This is a genomic window from Marinicella pacifica (assembly GCF_014636635.1).
GTDB classification, from domain to species: Bacteria; Pseudomonadota; Gammaproteobacteria; order Xanthomonadales; family Marinicellaceae; genus Marinicella; species Marinicella pacifica.
Genome location: NZ_BMEO01000003.1, coordinates 139,509 through 157,118, shown reverse-complemented (window position 1 = coordinate 157,118; position 17,610 = coordinate 139,509). Strand labels below are relative to the sequence as shown.

Annotated in this window: 15 protein-coding genes; 4 read left to right on the top strand and 11 right to left on the bottom strand. The window is 46.1% G+C overall.

Annotated features, from left to right (window positions below):
- Nucleotides 1-11 precede the first annotated feature (11 nt).
- Complete coding sequence (locus tag IEV16_RS04740) at nt 12-1,763, bottom strand: cation:proton antiporter domain-containing protein (protein ID WP_188364532.1); 1,752 nt, start codon at nt 1,761-1,763, stop codon at nt 12-14.
- Between the two features lie 189 nt (nt 1,764-1,952).
- Between IEV16_RS04740 and IEV16_RS04735 the strand changes: the two genes are divergently transcribed.
- From IEV16_RS04735 to IEV16_RS04720, 4 genes are all read left to right on the top strand, one after another.
- Complete coding sequence (locus tag IEV16_RS04735) at nt 1,953-3,161, top strand: TraB/GumN family protein (RefSeq protein WP_188364531.1); 1,209 nt, start codon at nt 1,953-1,955, stop codon at nt 3,159-3,161.
- A gap of 7 nt (nt 3,162-3,168) precedes the next feature.
- Complete coding sequence (gene dusB / locus IEV16_RS04730) at nt 3,169-4,140, top strand: tRNA dihydrouridine synthase DusB (RefSeq protein ID WP_188364530.1); 972 nt, start codon at nt 3,169-3,171, stop codon at nt 4,138-4,140.
- Nucleotides 4,140-6,899, top strand: a complete 2,760-nt coding sequence (locus IEV16_RS04725; RefSeq protein WP_188364529.1) for a DUF349 domain-containing protein — start codon at nt 4,140-4,142, stop codon at nt 6,897-6,899. The genes dusB and IEV16_RS04725 overlap by 1 nt, the downstream gene beginning before the upstream one ends.
- Before the next feature lie 645 nt (nt 6,900-7,544).
- The gene (locus IEV16_RS04720) at nt 7,545-9,584 is read left to right on the top strand and encodes a M13 family metallopeptidase (RefSeq protein ID WP_229728255.1); all 2,040 of its coding nucleotides are present in this window, start codon (nt 7,545-7,547) and stop codon (nt 9,582-9,584) included.
- A 266-nt stretch (nt 9,585-9,850) separates the two neighbouring features.
- On the opposite strand, the gene IEV16_RS04715 is transcribed toward IEV16_RS04720, so the two are convergent.
- From IEV16_RS04715 to lepB, 10 genes are all read right to left on the bottom strand, one after another.
- Nucleotides 9,851-10,633 carry an endonuclease/exonuclease/phosphatase family protein gene (locus IEV16_RS04715; protein ID WP_188364528.1) on the bottom strand — a complete coding sequence of 261 codons (783 nt, stop codon included), beginning with the start codon at nt 10,631-10,633 and terminating at the stop codon, nt 9,851-9,853.
- On the bottom strand, nt 10,633-10,899 hold the full coding sequence (locus IEV16_RS04710; RefSeq protein ID WP_188364527.1) for a DksA/TraR family C4-type zinc finger protein: 267 nt from the start codon (nt 10,897-10,899) through the stop codon (nt 10,633-10,635). Before IEV16_RS04710 ends, IEV16_RS04715 begins: the two co-directional genes overlap by 1 nt.
- 38 nt (nt 10,900-10,937) lie before the next feature.
- Complete coding sequence (locus IEV16_RS04705; protein WP_188364526.1) at nt 10,938-11,276, bottom strand: tRNA-binding protein; 339 nt, start codon at nt 11,274-11,276, stop codon at nt 10,938-10,940.
- The gene (locus tag IEV16_RS04700) at nt 11,273-12,169 is read right to left on the bottom strand and encodes a hydroxymethylglutaryl-CoA lyase (RefSeq protein ID WP_443093949.1); all 897 of its coding nucleotides are present in this window, start codon (nt 12,167-12,169) and stop codon (nt 11,273-11,275) included. Before IEV16_RS04700 ends, IEV16_RS04705 begins: the two co-directional genes overlap by 4 nt.
- Before the next feature lie 5 nt (nt 12,170-12,174).
- Complete coding sequence (locus IEV16_RS04695; protein ID WP_188364525.1) at nt 12,175-14,061, bottom strand: acetyl/propionyl/methylcrotonyl-CoA carboxylase subunit alpha; 1,887 nt, start codon at nt 14,059-14,061, stop codon at nt 12,175-12,177.
- A gap of 76 nt (nt 14,062-14,137) precedes the next feature.
- A complete protein-coding gene (gene recO / locus IEV16_RS04690) occupies nt 14,138-14,800 on the bottom strand; it encodes a DNA repair protein RecO (protein WP_188364524.1) in 663 nt (220 codons plus the stop codon).
- A gap of 5 nt (nt 14,801-14,805) precedes the next feature.
- Nucleotides 14,806-15,708 (bottom strand): GTPase Era, encoded by a 903-nt coding sequence (era, locus tag IEV16_RS04685; RefSeq protein WP_188364523.1) that lies wholly within the window; start codon nt 15,706-15,708, stop codon nt 14,806-14,808.
- The gene (rnc, locus tag IEV16_RS04680) at nt 15,701-16,360 is read right to left on the bottom strand and encodes a ribonuclease III (protein ID WP_188364522.1); all 660 of its coding nucleotides are present in this window, start codon (nt 16,358-16,360) and stop codon (nt 15,701-15,703) included. The genes era and rnc overlap by 8 nt, the downstream gene beginning before the upstream one ends.
- Before the next feature lie 3 nt (nt 16,361-16,363).
- Nucleotides 16,364-16,723: a DUF4845 domain-containing protein gene (locus IEV16_RS04675; protein WP_188364521.1), complete on the bottom strand. Its 360-nt coding sequence runs from the start codon at nt 16,721-16,723 to the stop codon at nt 16,364-16,366.
- Between the two features lie 59 nt (nt 16,724-16,782).
- Nucleotides 16,783-17,583, bottom strand: coding sequence for a signal peptidase I (gene lepB, locus IEV16_RS04670; RefSeq protein WP_229728254.1), 801 nt, complete (start codon nt 17,581-17,583; stop codon nt 16,783-16,785).
- Nucleotides 17,584-17,610: the final 27 nt, after the last annotated feature.

The following is a 17,610-nucleotide window of genomic DNA, read 5'->3' as shown; positions in this document are numbered from 1 at the left end:
ATTCATGCAATTCAGTCCGATTTGACCGGTTTGCGCAACACCCGTTCCATGCCGGACTCCATATCGCCTTCAGCCTGCTCCTGTAAACGTTCCAAATCCCGGATACGAATATCTTCAATGTAATCACTGGCCTGTTCTTCACTAACGCCCAATTCGATTAACACCTGTTTACCTAAAATAAGAGCACTTTCAAAAGTTTCGCGTATTGAAAAGGTCACATTCATGTCATGTAAATCAATGGAATGACGGCGGTTATAAGATCGTACAAAGACCTTGGCCTGTGGATTAATCGCCTGTAAAGCCCGAATACTGCGGTTCGTCACTTCCGGATTATTGGTGCAAAAAATCACCACCTCACAGCTTTCAGCGCCAGCCGCACGCAAAATATCCCGGCGCGTACCATCTCCAAAATTTACTTTAAAACCAAAACCACGGGCTTCTCGGATGCGGCGGGCATCATTGTCCAGGATGGTGACATCGTAACCGTCTGCAAACAGTGGTTGGGACACCATCTGACCAAATCGACCGAAACCGATAATCAGTACATTGCCGCGGGTATCTTCGAAGGTTTCATCCAGAACGTCCTGTAACTCTTTGTTTATAAATATGTTTTGAAATAATAAAGGCAACGGTGACATCATCATGGTCACCGACACAATGGCAATCAGAATTGATGAAACATTATCAGCAAAAATACCGGCAGTGGCCGCCGCTGAAAACAGCACAAAACCAAACTCACCCAATTGGGGTAAGGCAAAGGCCAGACGAATCGAGGTGTTGTGGTCATGTTTGAAAAACCGGCTGACCACGTATAATAAAATTGTTTTTAGCAACATAACGCCCGGTGCAATCGCCAGAATCAACAGCCAGTTATCCATCACCACCCGCAAATCCAGCGCCAAACCCACCGCCATAAAAAACAAACCCAAAAACAAGCCACGAAACGGCTCGATATTGGCTTTGACCTCATGCCGATAGGAAGACTCAGACAGCATCACCCCGGCCAAAAATGCACCCATGGCATTGGACATGCCCACCACATCCATCAGTAAAGCAGCGGCAATCACCAGACCCAACGCACTGGCGGTCATAATCTCATGCAGCCCGGTGGACGCCAGCAGCCGAAACACATGATCCAAAACATAATAACCAATCAATATCAATGCCACAATGGCCACCACCGCAAATCCGATATCAATCAGACTTTGTACCAATGTCACGTCTTCGCCGGTGGGCGCGAGTAATGTCACCAACAACAATAAAGGTACAATGGCAATGTCCTGAAACAGTAAAATGCCAAAGGTCTTGCGGCCGTGCAAACTCCGCCGCTCACCTTTTTCACTCAGTTGGCTCATCACAATCGCTGTGGAACTCAAGGCCATGCCGCTGCCAATCACCACCGATCCGGTCCAGTGTATCCCCACAAAATAAGCCAGCAGGCCAATCACCAACGCACTAAACAACACCTGCGCTGCACCCAGACCAAATATATCTTTGCGCATATCCCATAAAGTGGCGGGATTCAGCTCTAATCCAATCACAAATAAAAACAGCACCACCCCGAACTCAGAAAAGTGCAATAACTCTTCGGGATGTTCGGAAAAACCGCCTGAAAACAATAAATTGACGGCGATACCGGCCACCAGATAACCCAGCACCGCACCAAACTTGATTTTAACAAACACCGGCACAAAAACGCTGGCTGCCACAATCAGCGCCAGGGCATTCCAAAACAGTAAGTCAGATGAACCGGTTTCAGGCATATTTTTGGTTTGTTATCATTAATATGGATAGCTCTATTGAATATAATTATCATAGAGCTTTTGGTCTTTATGTACAAACAAAAAAATGCACAGATGTTCATCACATGCCTGATGAAGGCCCGATAAAGCAAAGCATACAATTGAAAGGGTATCGGTGCTAAAATAGCCGCTTTTTTTGGGAAGAAAAAAGTGGATATTGCTGAATTGCTGTCGGATCAGCCTCATAGAATCGTCGAATTTCAGGGCATTGAATACACGCTTTTGGGCACCGCCCACATCTCTCAAAAAAGTGCTGATGTGGTAAAAGAACTCATCGAACACGCTGACTATGATGCTGTTGCCATCGAATTGGATGAATTACGTTACCAGGCTTTGACCGACACCAACCGCTACCGTAATTTAGACCTCATCAGTATCATCAAACAAAAGCAAACCGGTGTGATTGCCACCAACCTGGCCATGAGCGCCTACCAGAAAAGACTGGCCAACCAACTGGGCATTGAACCCGGTGCGGAAATGAAACAGGCAATCGAATCAGCGAAGGCCAAAGATCTGCCGGTGTGGAACATTGACCGCAATGTCGGCATCACCATGAAACGAACCTGGCGGGGACTGTCCTTTTTAGAAAAGGTCAACCTGATATTCGGTTTTGGCGGATTTTTTGAGCAATCTGAAATCAGCGATGAAGAAATAGAAAAACTCAAAACCGGCGATATGCTGGAAAGCACGTTCAGCGAACTGTCTGAAAATTCAGCCGGTATTTACCGCTCTTTGATTGATGAGCGGGATCAGTTTATGGCGGCTAAACTCCATGTCCATGCCGAAAAATTAAAAACCGACAAAGAAAAACCACAGGTATTGGTGGTTATCGGTGCCGGCCATTTAAAAGGCTTAACAGGCTACGTCACCGAAGAAAAGAACAATCAAAACACCATTACTGAACTGGAATCCATCCCGCCGAAAAAGAAGTGGTTTAAATTACTGCCCTGGCTGATCACCCTGGTTATTGTGACCGGTTTCGTCTGGGGCTTTGCCACCGAAGAAGCCCTTGGCTGGTCACTCATCAAAATCTGGTTGCTGTATAACGGACTCTTATCAGGCATTGGCGCAGCCGTCGCCGGTGGTCATCCACTGACGATTCTGTCGGCCATGCTGGCGGCACCTTTCACTTCTTTAAATCCAACGATTGCGGCGGGAATGGTGGCGGCACTGGTGGAAACCATGGTGCGCAAGCCCAAAGTACAGGATTTTGAATCTTTGCAAACCGATGCCATGAAGCTTGCGGGCTGGTGGAAAAACCCGGTTACTCGGGTGCTTCTTGTGTTTATCCTCACTAATGTGGGTTCAGCCATTGCCACCTGGGTGTCCGGCTTTAAAATTTTCAGCCAACTGGTGTAATCGGCTCATGTATTTTCACATCGGCCCATACAAAATTGAACACCCGGTGATGCTGGCACCGATGGCCGGTGTCACCGATCGCCCTTACCGTCAATTATGTAAACAACTGGGCGCCAGTTATGCCGTAGGTGAAATGCTCAGTTGTGATTTATCACTGTTAAAAACCGCCAAAACCCGCTTTCGCATGAATCATGAGGGTGAACCGGGACCGATTGCGGTGCAAATCGCCGGTTCTGATCCCAAAGCCATGGCCGATGCAGCCAGACACAATGTCAGCAACGGCGCACAGATTATCGACATTAATATGGGTTGTCCACAAAAAAAAGTTGCCAGAAAACGTTGTGGCTCGGCCCTGATGGCTTATCCTGAACAAATCAAAGCCATTTGCGAAGCGGTGGTGGATGCCGTTACTGTACCGGTGACCTTAAAAACCCGATTGGGTACCGACAGTCATCATCTCAATATCGAGCGTATTGCTCAGGATGCAGAATCAGCCGGGATTGCCGCGCTGTTTGTTCACGGTCGTACCCAACGACAAAAATACACAGGTAAGGCCGACTATGGATTAATCAAAACGGTTAAACAACAGCTTAATATTCCGGTCATTGCCAATGGCGACATTGACAGTCCTAATAAGGCACGGCATGTGTTGAATGAAACGGGCTGCGATGGTCTCATGGTGGGACGTGCCGCTCAGGGCAATCCCTGGATTTTTAGCCAAATTCATACCTATTTGATGTCCGGGGAAAAAATCAGCAGACCGACAACAGCACAAATTATGACAACCTTATATCAACATGTGTTAAATTTACATCAGTTTTATGGCGTCGCGCGCGGGTGTCGAATGGCAAAAAAACACATTAAATGGTTTTCGGCCCAACTGCCCGCCGAATTCCGTTTTCGTGAACTGTTAACCCTTGATGAGGGTCGCGCACAATTACAATTTATTGAACAACACTTATTATCTCAGGTGGCCTGATGAGCATACTGAATTGGTTTAACAAGCCAAAATGGCAAAGCAACAATGAACAAGTCCGATTAACCGCGATCCAACACAGCAGCGAGGGTGAACTCAAAGCCCATTTATCAGACATTGTTTTTCATGACAGCAGCGAAAAAGTTCAAAAAGCCGCCCTTAATCGAATTCAGGACTTAAGTGTTTTACAACACATTGTCCAACACCACTCCAATAAAGACCTGCAATTACTGGCAGATAAAAGACTGAGCCATTTCTTAGCCGCCATCACACCGGAACAGCAAACAGAAACGCATAAAACCATCGCCCGGCAACTACAAAGCAATGAAGCCAAAGCCCATCTAATTAAGCACGGTCAATCATTGGCATTGCAGCAATCAGCCATTAGTCAGCTTAAACGCCAGGGATTACTGGGTGATTTATTATTGACGGTACAATCAGCAGAGTTGCAACACGCTCTCCTCGCCGTCATCGATCAGGGCTCAACCCTCAAGCGCATTCTAAAACAGCTGGGTCATAAAAATGCTGACTTAAAAGCCGCCATCACCCAAAAATTACAACAACAAAGCCCCGAAGATCCAAACCAAATGGCAGAAGACTTATGTCGACGCTTAGAACATGTTGTCCTAAAAAATCAAAAAGTCGATTTAAACGACATCGAACTTCAATGGCACCAATTGCCTCAGGATCAACTCTCCGATCAACTTAAAACCCGTTACCTCGGGGCTCTGAATACCGCCAAAATGACCCTCGACAGCGACTACCGGGATGCTTTTTTAAAACAACAGAAACAACAAAAGCAGCAGCATTTATTAACACAATTACTGAATCACAGTCAGCGTGCTAACAACCTATCGTTGAGCCAATTACAACAGACCATAGAACAGTACCAAAGCGCTGAAATTGATACCCTCAATGAAGAGCAAACAGCGCAATGGCAGCAAGGTCTGGCGACGCTCAACGAGCACTTAATAAAAGCCCAGCAAGATGCCCAGGCACCGACTGAATGTCATGATATTCTGGCTGAACTAAACCGGCAATTAGAACAAAGCACTGCTGCACCGCACTCACTTAAACAACTTAGGAATAAATGGCAACGGGCAACCAAACAAGCTTCAGACACCGCTGATTTAGTGGCCTTGCAAAATCAATTTGATGACGGTATCGCTCGCCTGGCCGATAAAATCACTGCCACCGCTGATCGTCGCAATCAAGCGGCTGACCAGGCAGTTGCTTTAATCGAACCCACCAAAACGAAAATTAAAGACGGTCAACTCAGTGAAGCGAAAGCTTTGATTAATCGTCTGAACGCGCACCAAAAAGAGGCCGGCTTTAACCACCCGACACTTAAAAAACATAAATTTGCGATCGATCAACTATGGAATCAACTTAAAGAACTCAGACAATGGCAACAATGGAGCCACGACAAAGTGCGCCAACAACTCATTGAAGACCTTAAACAGCTGGTTGGTTCCGGTATGCATCCCGACGCAGTACTGCAAAAACTGCAACAGGCCAACCAGCAATGGGCCGATTTGGAAGACATGGAAAAATTACCCGGTGATCGTTATTCACCGAGAAATCAGAAGCAATGGCAAGAATTCCGAACTGTTTCTCAGGCGCTGTTTGAACCGGCACAACCGTTTTTTGAAAAACGCAGCGAACAGCAGGATCAACAGTTAGAAAAAATCAATCACCACATTAAAACCATGCAAGCGGCTGATTTGGAAGAAGGTGTACCACAGGAGTTAAGCAAACTGGTCAGAACCGCGGTTAACTACTTGAAAAATCTGGATAAATTACCCCCCAAAGACCGTGGCCAAGCCGCCAAAGCCCTGCGCCGGGAAATGAACCGCATTAATGACCATCTATCCGAGGGGTACAAAAAAGCCGAACAGAATAAACAGGCGTTAATCGAACAAGCCAAAGCCCTGGCAGATGTTGAGGACTTATCCGAAGCCATTGAAACGGCCAAAGAACTCCAAAAACAATGGCCCAAAGCCGGTTATGTCAGCCCCAAAGTCGAACGCACCCTGTGGAAAAAATTCCGGCGTGCCAACGACAAGATCTTTAACCGCCGTCAAGCAGAACAAAAAGCCCAACAAGCGGAAATGAACGCCCTAAAAAAACAATGTCTGGAATTGATCAAAACCACCCGCAAACAATTAAAACAATGTCAGGATATCGAAGCACTGGATCAATTGCGCAGTGAATTCAACGGCAACTGGCATCAACTGGCGCAACAAGGTCATGTTTCGCAAAAAGAACAACAACAATTACTGCAGGATTTTGATCAGTATAAACAACAACTTACAGCACAACGATTAAACCGGAATATAAAGCAATGGCAACATATCGATGCACTGTATACCCAACACGAACAAGGCGATCTATCAGCCGATGAATTGGACAAGAAACTCTCGGATTTTTCGACTGATGCCGGGTCATGGTTTGCTGATCGATTACAACAAAATACTGACACAGACGATCTGTTAGAACGCCTAATTGCCGGTGAATACCTCACCGGTTTAGAAACACCCAAAGACTATATGGATCAACGCATGGCTTATCAGGTCAATGTCCTGGCAGACCGCATGGCCGGTCAAGAAGCTAATCAACAGGTCTATCAAAGGGCTTTAAAGTGGTTAAAACATTGGTACCAACAACCCAAAGACAATCAGGATCTTCTCAGACAACAACACAAACGCATTCAAAAAGTTACAAAAGCGGTCACCGATTTAGCCCTCAGCGGTAAAAGCTAAATCCAAGGGGCGTTGACTTCAGCCAACAAAACCGGCATAGCGTCCTTTTAAATAGCGTCTATAACATTAAAGGAAATTAACCACAGAGAACACGAAGAATACACTAAGGCCACAAAGAAAAGAATCATGAAATAAGTAACTTTGTGCTCATCGTGAACACTTTTGCGAACTTCATGGTAAAAAAAACAGGACAAAAACATAGATTGCTTTACCTCAGCATTGTTGTCTATTTAAAATTTCATAATTAAAAACAAATAACATCAAGGTCGAAATTCTTCAGTCCGACCTCGGTCATCTGTCCTCATTCCTCTGTCCTCTGAAAACCACAGAGAACGCTAAGAACTCACAAAGGCCGCGAAAGAAAAAATAATGAATTAAATGACTTTGTGTACTTTGTGAAAATCTTTGTGAACTTTGTGGTTAATAAAAACATAAACAGAGATAAGAACTCAAATCCAAAGCAAGCCTCTGTCCTCAGTCCTCTGTCCTCAGTCCTCTGTCCTCTGTCCTCAGTCCTCAGTCCTCTGTCCTCAGTCCTCTGACCTCTGACCTCTGACCCCTGTCCTCCGAACATGACCAAAGACACATACAGACCAGGTCTAAACCAGTTAAGATAACAGGGTTTTATAATACCGACTCAATTCCATGAAAAAATTATTTTTTACGGCAGCCGTTTGTTTACCCTTAATGGCCTGCCAAACCAATCAAACCAAACAAACTGATGTACAAAACACAGAAAATTCTGTGCAATCAGGCATCACCTTAGACCATATGGACAAATCCATCCGACCTCAGGATGATTTTTACCGCCATGTCAACGGCCACTGGCTGGAAACGTTTGAAATTCCCGCTGACAAATCCAATTATGGCTCTTTTACCAAACTCGGTGATGAAAGCCGCGAGGATGTGAAAGAAATTATTCTTGACGTCTCAAGTCACGACAACCAACCGGGCAGCACAGAACAAAAAATTGCCGACATCTATGCCTCTTGGATGGATACCGATCGATTAGAACTGCTGGGTATGCAACCACTGGCCGATGAAATAGCCCGTATTAATGCCCTTGAGTCCAAATCTGACTTAAGCGCCTACATGGCTTATGCCGATATATACAGCACCTCACCCTTACGGATGTATGTTTACATTGACCAAAAGCAGTCAGATACTTACATTGTGTATATGAGTCAAAGCGGCCTCGGCTTACCGGACCGTGATTATTACTTTAAAGAAGGCGAGCAATCTCAAAAAATTCGAGATGAATACAAGAAACACATCGCCACAATGTTTGATTTGGCCGAATACGAAGACAGCCAAGATATGGCACAAAGTGTCTATCAAATGGAAAAATTCCTGGCTGAAGGCCAGTGGACCCGCATTCAAAACCGCGATCGGGATAAAACCTACAACAAATTAACGTTTGGCGAACTAAAAGTCCTGTTGCCGAATCTGGACTGGGATGCCTGGCTCAGTGAAAGCATGATTGAGCAACCGGAGCAACTCATCGTTATGCAACCTGATTATTTAACGACCATCGACAAGGCGCTTTCTGAATTTGATGTTTATCAATGGCAGGATTATTTCAGATGGCAATTGTTGCGATCTGCGGCACCCTATTTAAGTGATGATTTTGAACAAGCCAGTTTCGATTTTTATGGCACCGTTTTAACCGGCACCCCCGAACAGGAACCCCGCTGGAAACGCGGCGTTAATCTGGTCAACGGCCTAATCGGTGAACTGGTGGGTAAAATCTATGTTGAAAAACACTTCCCGCCACAAGCCAAGCAGCGCATGAATGTCATGATTGAAAATCTGCGGGATGCCTATAGCGACAGCATAAAAGAACTGGACTGGATGAGTGATGCCACCAAAGAAAAAGCCCTTGTTAAACTGGCCAAATTCAACCCCAAAGTGGGTTACCCCGACCAATGGCGGGATTACAGTGAAATGCACATTCAGGCCGATGATTTAATTGCCAATCTGGTGGAAGCCAACCGCTTTTTAACTAAACGTAACCGCGATAAACTGGGGCAGCCCATTGATCGCCACGAATGGGGTATGAATCCTCAACGGGTGAATGCTTATTACAACCCCACCAAAAACGAAATCGTGTTCCCGGCAGCCATCTTACAGCCACCATTTTTTAACTTAGAAGCCGATGAAGCCGTTAATTATGGTGGTATCGGTGCAGTCATTGGCCATGAAATGGGTCACGGCTTTGATGACCAGGGCTCCAAATATGACGGTGACGGTAACCTGAAAAACTGGTGGACAGACGAAGACCGAAAACGATTCGAGGAACGCACGGCAAAACTGATTAAACAATACGATGCCTTTACCGTATTAGATGATGTTCATGTCAAAGGCGAATTTACTCAAGGGGAAAACATCGGCGACCTCAGCGGCATGGCCATCGCCTACAAAGCATTCAAAGAAAATTACACTGCCAATCGTGTGATAGACGGCTATACCCCCGACCAACGGTTCTTTCTGGGCTGGGCCCAGGTCTGGATGCGCAAATACCGAGATGAAGAGCTGCGCAAACGCATTGAAACCGACCCGCATTCACCGTCTGAATTTCGCACCAACGGCATTTTAAGAAATATGCCGGAATTCTACCGGGCCTTCGATGTCAAACCCGGCGACGGCATGTACTTAGCCCCGGAAGATCGTGTCAAAATCTGGTAAATGGATTAATCTTAACGATAAAAGGCGGCCACCGAGCCGCCTTTTTTATGGCCTATTTCCCACCCCGTCCCGGCTAAGTCCGATAATCAGCATCTTTGGGAATAATCTCGCTGTATTAAAAGAAATTTAACCACAAAGGACACCAAGGACACACAAAGTTCACTAAGGAAATAATAATGGATTAAATAACTTTGTGCCCTCAGTGAAAACCTTTGTGTTCTTTGTGGTTAAAAAATAAAACATTTGGCTCATTTACGTCCAAATACTTAACCACTTGTGTTATGGCTTTCACCATTTTTCATTAACTCAAAGGTAACCACTATCGGCAAATGATCACTGGCAATTTTAGCGGTTTTTATTTTAGAGCGATGGGCATTCAGGGCTTTCAGACCGCCGCGGTAATAAACACGGTCTAAGCCACCGCGGGGTGAAAAGGAAGGATAGGTTTTAATGGCTTTTTCATTGCCACGAATGGTGGTGCGATCGGTGGCGCATTGAAAATCCCGGCCAATAATAAATAAAGCCCGCAGCAAAGATCGCCAGTCATTAAAATCACCGCCGACGATGCAGGGATAATCAGGATTGATATTGGAAAATTCAGGGGATTTGAACAAAATACCCGCTTGTTTTTGGCGTTCTTTGGCCGACAGGCCCAAATGCAGATTAAACACGTCCAGCATCAAACGTTCATTACGCGATTCATCCAAATCAATCAAGGTATGCTGACAACCGCGTTTTTTCTTATTATCCACGGTTAAATCGATGTTGGTTTCACCGACAATCGGAAACCGACTTAAGGTGGCATTGCCGTAATAGCCCTTTTTTAAACTGACGTTGTATCCGGTGGCCTGATAGGGGTAATCGCACATGTCCGCCAGGGTCGCCGCAAGATCTAATTCATTGGAGCGCGGCACACCGTAATCCACCTCTTGAAGCATGACGATATCCGCATTAAGGGTGTTTATAATATCGGCAATGCGCTCCGGGCTAAAGCGACGGTCCAACCCGATGGCCCGATGAATGTTGTAAGTTACCAGTTTGAAAATCATTACCGTAACTGACTGTCCTTGGAACCACGCCGATTAAATCCTGTACGATCAGTGACGGTTTGATCGTATTCTTCCTGACAGGCTACACACAAACGAACACCCTGAATGGCTTCCTGCCGGGCTTTCGGAATCGGCGCATCACATTCTTCACAATGCGTAAGACTGGGCCCGGTTGCTTGCCGTTTTTTTAACTGCGCTACAGCATCCGCCACATCGGCATCAATCTGATCCTGCACCGCCCCGTCTTTATACCATCCGCCTGCCATGACCACTCTCCAAAAATAACAATGATATCATATGGGTATTATCCTAATTTAACGCCGTCTTTACAGGGTTTATCGGGAACAGCCAAGATTACAGCGCCTTCTTCATTATAAAAGCCGGTCACCAAGCATTCAGACATCATGGGCCCAATTTGTTTGGGCGGGAAATTGACCACGGCGATGACTTGTTTGCCGATGAGTTCTTTTGTGGTGTATAAATCCGTAATCTGGGCACTGGATTTTTTGATGCCGATGTCTTCACCGAAATTAACTTGTAATTGGTAAGCGGGTTTGTGGGCTTGTTTAAAAACCTCCGCTTTAATTATGGTGCCGACCCGCAGTTCAACCTGTTCGAAGTCCTGCCAAATGATGGTTTTCATGAGGAAGACCGGCAGGCGTTGGCGACTTTGCTGTTGACAGAACGACCCAGGACTTTGCTGATGTTTTGGCCGGCGGTGATGAGTTTATCCAGATCAATGCCGGTTTTAATGTCCATGCCGTGGAGCATATAGACCACGTCTTCGGTGCTGACATTGCCGCTGGCACCTGGCGCATAGGGGCAGCCTCCCAATCCGGCCACCGAAGCGTCAATTATGCGGGCACCTTCCTGGATGCAGGCCAGAATATTGGCCAGGGCCTGTCCGTAGGTGTCGTGAAAATGAACTGCCAGGGAATTGGTTGGTATGCGTTTGGCGACTTGTGCAAACATGCGCTGTGCTTTTAATGGGGTGCCGACACCGATGGTGTCGCCCAGGGATATTTCATAACAGCCCATGGCAAACAGTTTTTCACTGACTGCCGCCACCTGTTCCGAATCAATATCGCCTTCATAGGGACAACCCAACACACAAGAAACATAACCGCGTACTTTGATGTTCTGTTGTTTGGCTTGCTCTAAAATCGGTGCAAAGCGTTCAAAAGATTCTTCGATACTGCAATTAATGTTTTTCTGATTGAAGGTTTCTGAAGCAGCGGTAAATACGGCCACTTCTTTAATACCTGAGTCCATGGCGGCTTCAAAGCCTTTCATATTGGGCGTTAACGCAGAATAGACAACATCTTCATCGGGCGCTAATTGTCTGGCCACTTCCTGCGCATCCGCCAGCTGAGGTACCCATTTGGGGCTGACAAAGCCGGTGACCTCAATGTGTTTAACACCGGCAGTACGTAAATCATTAATTAACTGAACTTTGTCATTAACCGCGATAACCTGTGATTCATTTTGCAGCCCATCTCTGGGTGAAACTTCAACGATTTTAATGCTTTGCGGCAAACTCATCATGGCATCAGCTCCACCAACAAATCATCGGCCTTCACCTGATGATCCACTGCCACCGCCAGTGTTTTAATTTCAGCATCACGTTCGGCTTTAATCGCCAATTCCATTTTCATGGCCTCCATAATTAACAAGGTATCGCCCTGAGCCACCTGCGCGCCTTCACTGACTTTAATATCAATAATCTTACCGGGCATGGGTGCATACAGTGCATTGGCATCTGAAGCCACGGCTTGTACATCGTGGTTGGGCAATTGAAAAGTGTATCGGTGGTTGTGATGTATCACCTGGACAAAATACCGGTGCCGGTGACACAAATCATCGGAAGTCGGCTGATAATGATATTGGCCATCCACTAAATAACCGTCTGTGTTCATCGTCACCTGATGCTGCTCTCTTTGGCCATTGACATTGACCGTGAGTATGAGTGGCCGGGTTTGTTGCAAGCGCCAACCGCCGACCTGCTCCCACATGCTTGCCGACGCGTGAGAAGGCATAATCTGACTTGCCAAAATCGCCCACACAGCCGGCGGGATTTGTTGCTGAATATCGAGGTTTTGATTGTCGAGACTGTTGGTGTAAATTTGATGTTGTTTAAAATAACTGCTGTCAATAATGGTCGATAAAAATCCCAAATTGGTGGTCACACCAAACACCGCACTGTGGTTCAGCATCCGTTGCATGCGCTGAATACAGGCTGATCGGTCTTCGCCCCAGGCCACCAGCTTGGCAATCATGGGGTCATAATGAATGCTGACGCTGTCATGGGCGCGCACGCCGGAATCCACTAAGCCCTTTTCTTCTGTGGAAAATTGTAAGTGTTCAATGAGACCGGTGGACGGCAAATAGTCATTGTCCGCATCTTCGGCATAAACCCGTGCCTGAATGGCATGACCCTGACATTGGATATCGGCTTGTTTTTTGGGTAATGGCTGACCTTCGGCCACCGCAATTTGCCAGGCCACCAAATCAACCCCGGTTATCAGTTCAGTCACCCGGTGTTCCACTTGTAACCGGGTGTTCATTTCCATGAAATAAAACTGCTCATCATCCAAAATAAATTCAATGGTACCGGCACCCCGGTATTCAATCGCCCGGGTGGCTTGAACGGCTGCCTGGTGCATGGCCTGGCGCACTGTGTCATCCAAATCTGCTGCCGGCGCTTCTTCAATGATTTTCTGGTAGCGGCGCTGCGTGGAACAATCGCGTTCAAATAAATGCACCACTTGACCGAGACTATCGGCAAAAACCTGCACTTCAATGTGTTTAGGCTTGGTGATGTATTTTTCCAGTATTACGCGGTCATCGCCAAAGGCATTACGGGCTTCGCGTTGGGCTGATTGTAGCTGTTTGTCGAAATCAGCGGCAGACTCAACAATTTTCATGCCTTTACCGCCACCGCCGGAGACGGCTTTAATTAACACCGGGAAGCCGATTTTATCAGCTTCTTGGGCCAGTAATTCAGGGCTTTGATCATCACCCTGATAACCGGGCACACAAGGCACTTCGGCAGCCAGCATGGTTTTCTTGGCCGCTGATTTAGAACCCATTAAACGCATGGCTTGAGCCGGTGCACCGATAAAAATTAATCCCGCTTTATCCACTTTTTTGGCAAAATCAGCTTGTTCAGATAAAAAACCATAACCCGGGTGAATCGCATCGGCCTGGCAATCTTGAGCAGCTTGTATGATTTTGTCACCATTTAAGTATGAATCAGACAGCGCCACCCCACCCAGGTAAACCGCCTCATCGGCCATGCTGACGGCTTTCGAGTAACGATCAGTATCCGAATACACCGCCACTGTACGAATACCCATTTGGCGACAGGTTTCTATAATGCGCACTGCGATTTCACCACGGTTGGCGATCAGTATTTTTTTAATCGACATAAAAAAAGGCTTTTTAAAAAAGGTAATTATAACGGATTGTGCCCACAAAAGCCCATGTTGCCGATGGCCTTGGCGCTTAACGGCGCAACAATTCTCGTGAACGGATACGGCGTCCGCCGACCAGATGATGCACCACGGATCGGAATAAACGATTTAAGCCTCGCAGCTCTTCATCCGTTATTGTCTCGTATCGGCTAAAACGACGGAAAGTGTCCGCATCACAATTTTGATGGCCATGACTGCCCACCAAACCCTGATCCGGTTGAAAAACCAGTATGGCTTCATCGGCCATGTCCGGATCAACGGTCAATGCATAACCGCTGAGTTCACACAATTGTAATTCAAAATATCGCAGCAAAAGCGCCACAGATTGATTCTTTGCCAATGCTGTCAGTAAATCACGGTAAACAGGATAAACACGGATTGCCATTTCTTCGTCCATATTTAACAACAGCAGTAATTCATTGCAATACAACATAGCCACCTGGTTAAGATAATTCAGGCTGCCGATGACGGCTGATTGCTCTGCCCGGGTCAGGGTTTTTAAATCACGCTTTCCCTGACAACATATGGCGGTCTCAATGAAGGGTTGTAAATGGCCTTTAAAAGGAGATTTGCTGCCACGGCTGCCTTTGGCTATGGCATCAATGCGTCCATGCTGACGGCATAACAGTCTGACAATCTGGCTACTGTTTTGGTAAGTAAGGGTATGCAGCACAAAAGCCTGGTCAGTGATCATGACGGTTAGGGTTCTTTATAACCCAAGCCATCCAGTGCCTGCTGGTCATCAGTCCAGGCTGACTTAATTTTGACCCATAACTTTAAATTAACACGGGATTGAATAAAGTCTTCAATTTCTGCCCGCGCTTTGACGCCCACTTGTTTAATGGCAGCACCACCACGTCCAATAATGATGCGCTTTTGTTGTTCACGTTCAACCCAGATGGTGGCGTGAATGTGGGTTATGGATTCTTCTGGTTCATACGCGTCAATGGTGACGGTCAGACTGTAAGGCAGTTCTTGATGAAAACGCAAAGTTAACTGTTCGCGAATCAATTCTGAGACAAAAAAACGCGTTGATCGATCAGAAATAAACGACGGATCATACAAAGGCGGCGATTCGGGCAACATGTTCAGTAATCTACTGACCAGGTGATCCACTTGCTTGTTTTTTAGAGCACTGATGTAAAACACTTCATCATAAGAAAAATTGATAAGTATATTGTCCACAAAAGGTAACAGTTCGCTCTTTTCATCAACCAGATCAACTTTATTTATCACCAATATTTTCTGGCCGCCACCGGACATCACAATTTCGGTGGCGCGCCGGTCTTCATCATGCCACTGTCCGGCTTCCACCAGATGCAAAATTACATCGACTTCCTGAGCCGAACTGCGTGCGGTCTGGTTAAGCTGTTTATTTAAAGCGGTTTTTTTCTGATTATGAATGCCGGGTGTGTCCAAAAAAACAATCTGACCTTTGGGGTTGTGGTAGATGGCCAGAATTTGGTGACGGGTGGTCTGTGGTTTATGACTGACGATGCTGAGTTTTTGTTGCAACACTTGATTAATCAGCGTGGATTTACCCACATTGGGTCGGCCGAGCACCGCCACATAACCGGCTTTAAATCCTTTTTTATCAACCATCAGTCAGTAAAGCCATCATTTGAGAAGCGGCTTTTTGTTCTGCCTTTTTGCGACTCTTGCCAGAAGCTTCGGTTTTTTTATGAAGCTCACTGATCTGACAAACCACCACAAAAGTCGGCTCATTATCCGTATCTTCAACCGCCACCGTCTCATATTGAGGCAGTTGATAGCCATGTTTTTGTAAATATTCCTGCAAACCGGTTTTCGCGTCTTTGCCGATTTCATCGGGATCTATGGCGTCCAGCCAGGGTTGCATCACTGTTAAAACATAGTGCTGGGTAAAGTCAAAGCCCTGATCCAGTAACAAAGCCCCGAACACCGCTTCGACCGCATCAGCCAGCACCGAACTTTTGTTGACACCGCCGGATTTGATTTCACCGGGTCCCAGCTTGATTTGATTGCCTAAATCATAATGACGCGCAATTTCTGCCAGGGTTTTGCCTTTAACCAGTTGCGCTCGCAAGCGGGACATATCCCCTTCAGTCAATTGTGGGAAGTGGTCAAAAAGATACTGTGAAACCGCCAGAGACAACACCGAGTCACCCAAAAATTCCAGCCGTTCGTTGTTATTTTTACCTTTGCTGCGGTGAGTTAGCGCTTGCTGAATAAGTGCTTTGTTTTGGATGCGGACGGTTTGACCTAAGATTTTCAAAACTTATTTAAGCGGGACAGATTCATTAAATTTCATGGTAAAAAACAAGTTACCAATAAACGGTTTTTCCACTTCGTACTCGACTTTTAATTCGCGACCATTGCCTCTGACGACTTTAAAGTCCGTAGGTTTGACCACGTCCACATAACTGATATAAAGCAATTTATCAATGCGGGTTTTGATTTCTGCAGGGGATTTATTGGCCGATTCATTGGCCGCTGTTTTCATGGCCTTGACCACCGAGTGGTGATCCAGGTAAACAGGGATAACCTGCATGCCGGCATAAGCGACCACGCCCAGCAAGGCCAACATGATGACGAAGCCGATCAATGTAATGCCTTGCGCTTTGTGTGCTGTTTTCATGATTTCTCTCTAAATAGTCAACAATGAGAATTAATTATCCGTGTAAAAACAGGCCTTTGTCAAATTATCTTGGTGCCAATTCTCTTTAAACCTTCCCAAAAATGCGGTATTCGCCAATGCATCCAGATAAATTCCGCACGTCCAACCAGATTGCGTTCCGGCACCAGCCCCCAATAGCGGCTGTCAGCGGAATTATCACGGTTATCACCCATCACGAAATAATGACCTTCAGGAACGGTCAAGCGGGTGTATTGAAAAGGCTGATCCACCACCCCGTTGATGGTCAACATCCTGTGTGGTACTTCACCCAGGTGCTCTTTTTTCTCAATGACGCGACTGCGTGCCTGCAAATCATCCAAAAAGCCTTCGTACACACCCACAGTGTCCTGTTCAATCAATTGACCGTTGAGGTAAACATGTTTGCTGCGCATATCATAAAAAACATCGTCACCGGGCACGCCCACCACACGCTTGATATAATCCTTGGTTTGATCCGGCGGATAACGAAAAACAACCACATCACCGCGTTCAGGGTGTCCCATTTCAATCAATGTGTCGTGAAAAACCGGCAACTTAAATCCGTAAGAATATTTACTGACCACAATAAAGTCACCCGTCAGCAGGGTCGGCATCATCGAAGAAGAAGGAATTCTAAACGGTTCAAACACAAAAGTTCTGACCAGCAACACAAAGAAAAAAACCGGAAAAAATGAATAAGCAAATCCCAGTAAATGACCACCGACACCTTCGGGTTTTGCGTCTGATTTTTTATATTTAAATTTGACATAAAACCATGGAACAATCGTTATCAGGGTGGCCAGCGTTAAAATCGCTTCGAAATCTAAATGTATTTCATTCACGGAAATTATCCTCTCTTTAAGACCTTA

Coding starts and splice junctions, on each gene's coding strand:
- IEV16_RS04740 (WP_188364532.1), bottom strand. CDS start 1,763: ATGCCTGAAACCGGTTCATCTGACTTACTGTTTTGGAATGCCCTGGCG.
- dusB (WP_188364530.1), top strand. CDS start 3,169: ATGTATTTTCACATCGGCCCATACAAAATTGAACACCCGGTGATGCTG.
- IEV16_RS04725 (WP_188364529.1), top strand. CDS start 4,140: ATGAGCATACTGAATTGGTTTAACAAGCCAAAATGGCAAAGCAACAAT.
- IEV16_RS04720 (WP_229728255.1), top strand. CDS start 7,545: ATGAAAAAATTATTTTTTACGGCAGCCGTTTGTTTACCCTTAATGGCC.
- IEV16_RS04715 (WP_188364528.1), bottom strand. CDS start 10,633: ATGATTTTCAAACTGGTAACTTACAACATTCATCGGGCCATCGGGTTG.
- IEV16_RS04710 (WP_188364527.1), bottom strand. CDS start 10,899: ATGGCAGGCGGATGGTATAAAGACGGGGCGGTGCAGGATCAGATTGAT.
- IEV16_RS04705 (WP_188364526.1), bottom strand. CDS start 11,276: ATGAAAACCATCATTTGGCAGGACTTCGAACAGGTTGAACTGCGGGTC.
- IEV16_RS04695 (WP_188364525.1), bottom strand. CDS start 14,061: ATGTCGATTAAAAAAATACTGATCGCCAACCGTGGTGAAATCGCAGTG.
- recO (WP_188364524.1), bottom strand. CDS start 14,800: ATGATCACTGACCAGGCTTTTGTGCTGCATACCCTTACTTACCAAAAC.
- era (WP_188364523.1), bottom strand. CDS start 15,708: ATGGTTGATAAAAAAGGATTTAAAGCCGGTTATGTGGCGGTGCTCGGC.
- IEV16_RS04675 (WP_188364521.1), bottom strand. CDS start 16,723: ATGAAAACAGCACACAAAGCGCAAGGCATTACATTGATCGGCTTCGTC.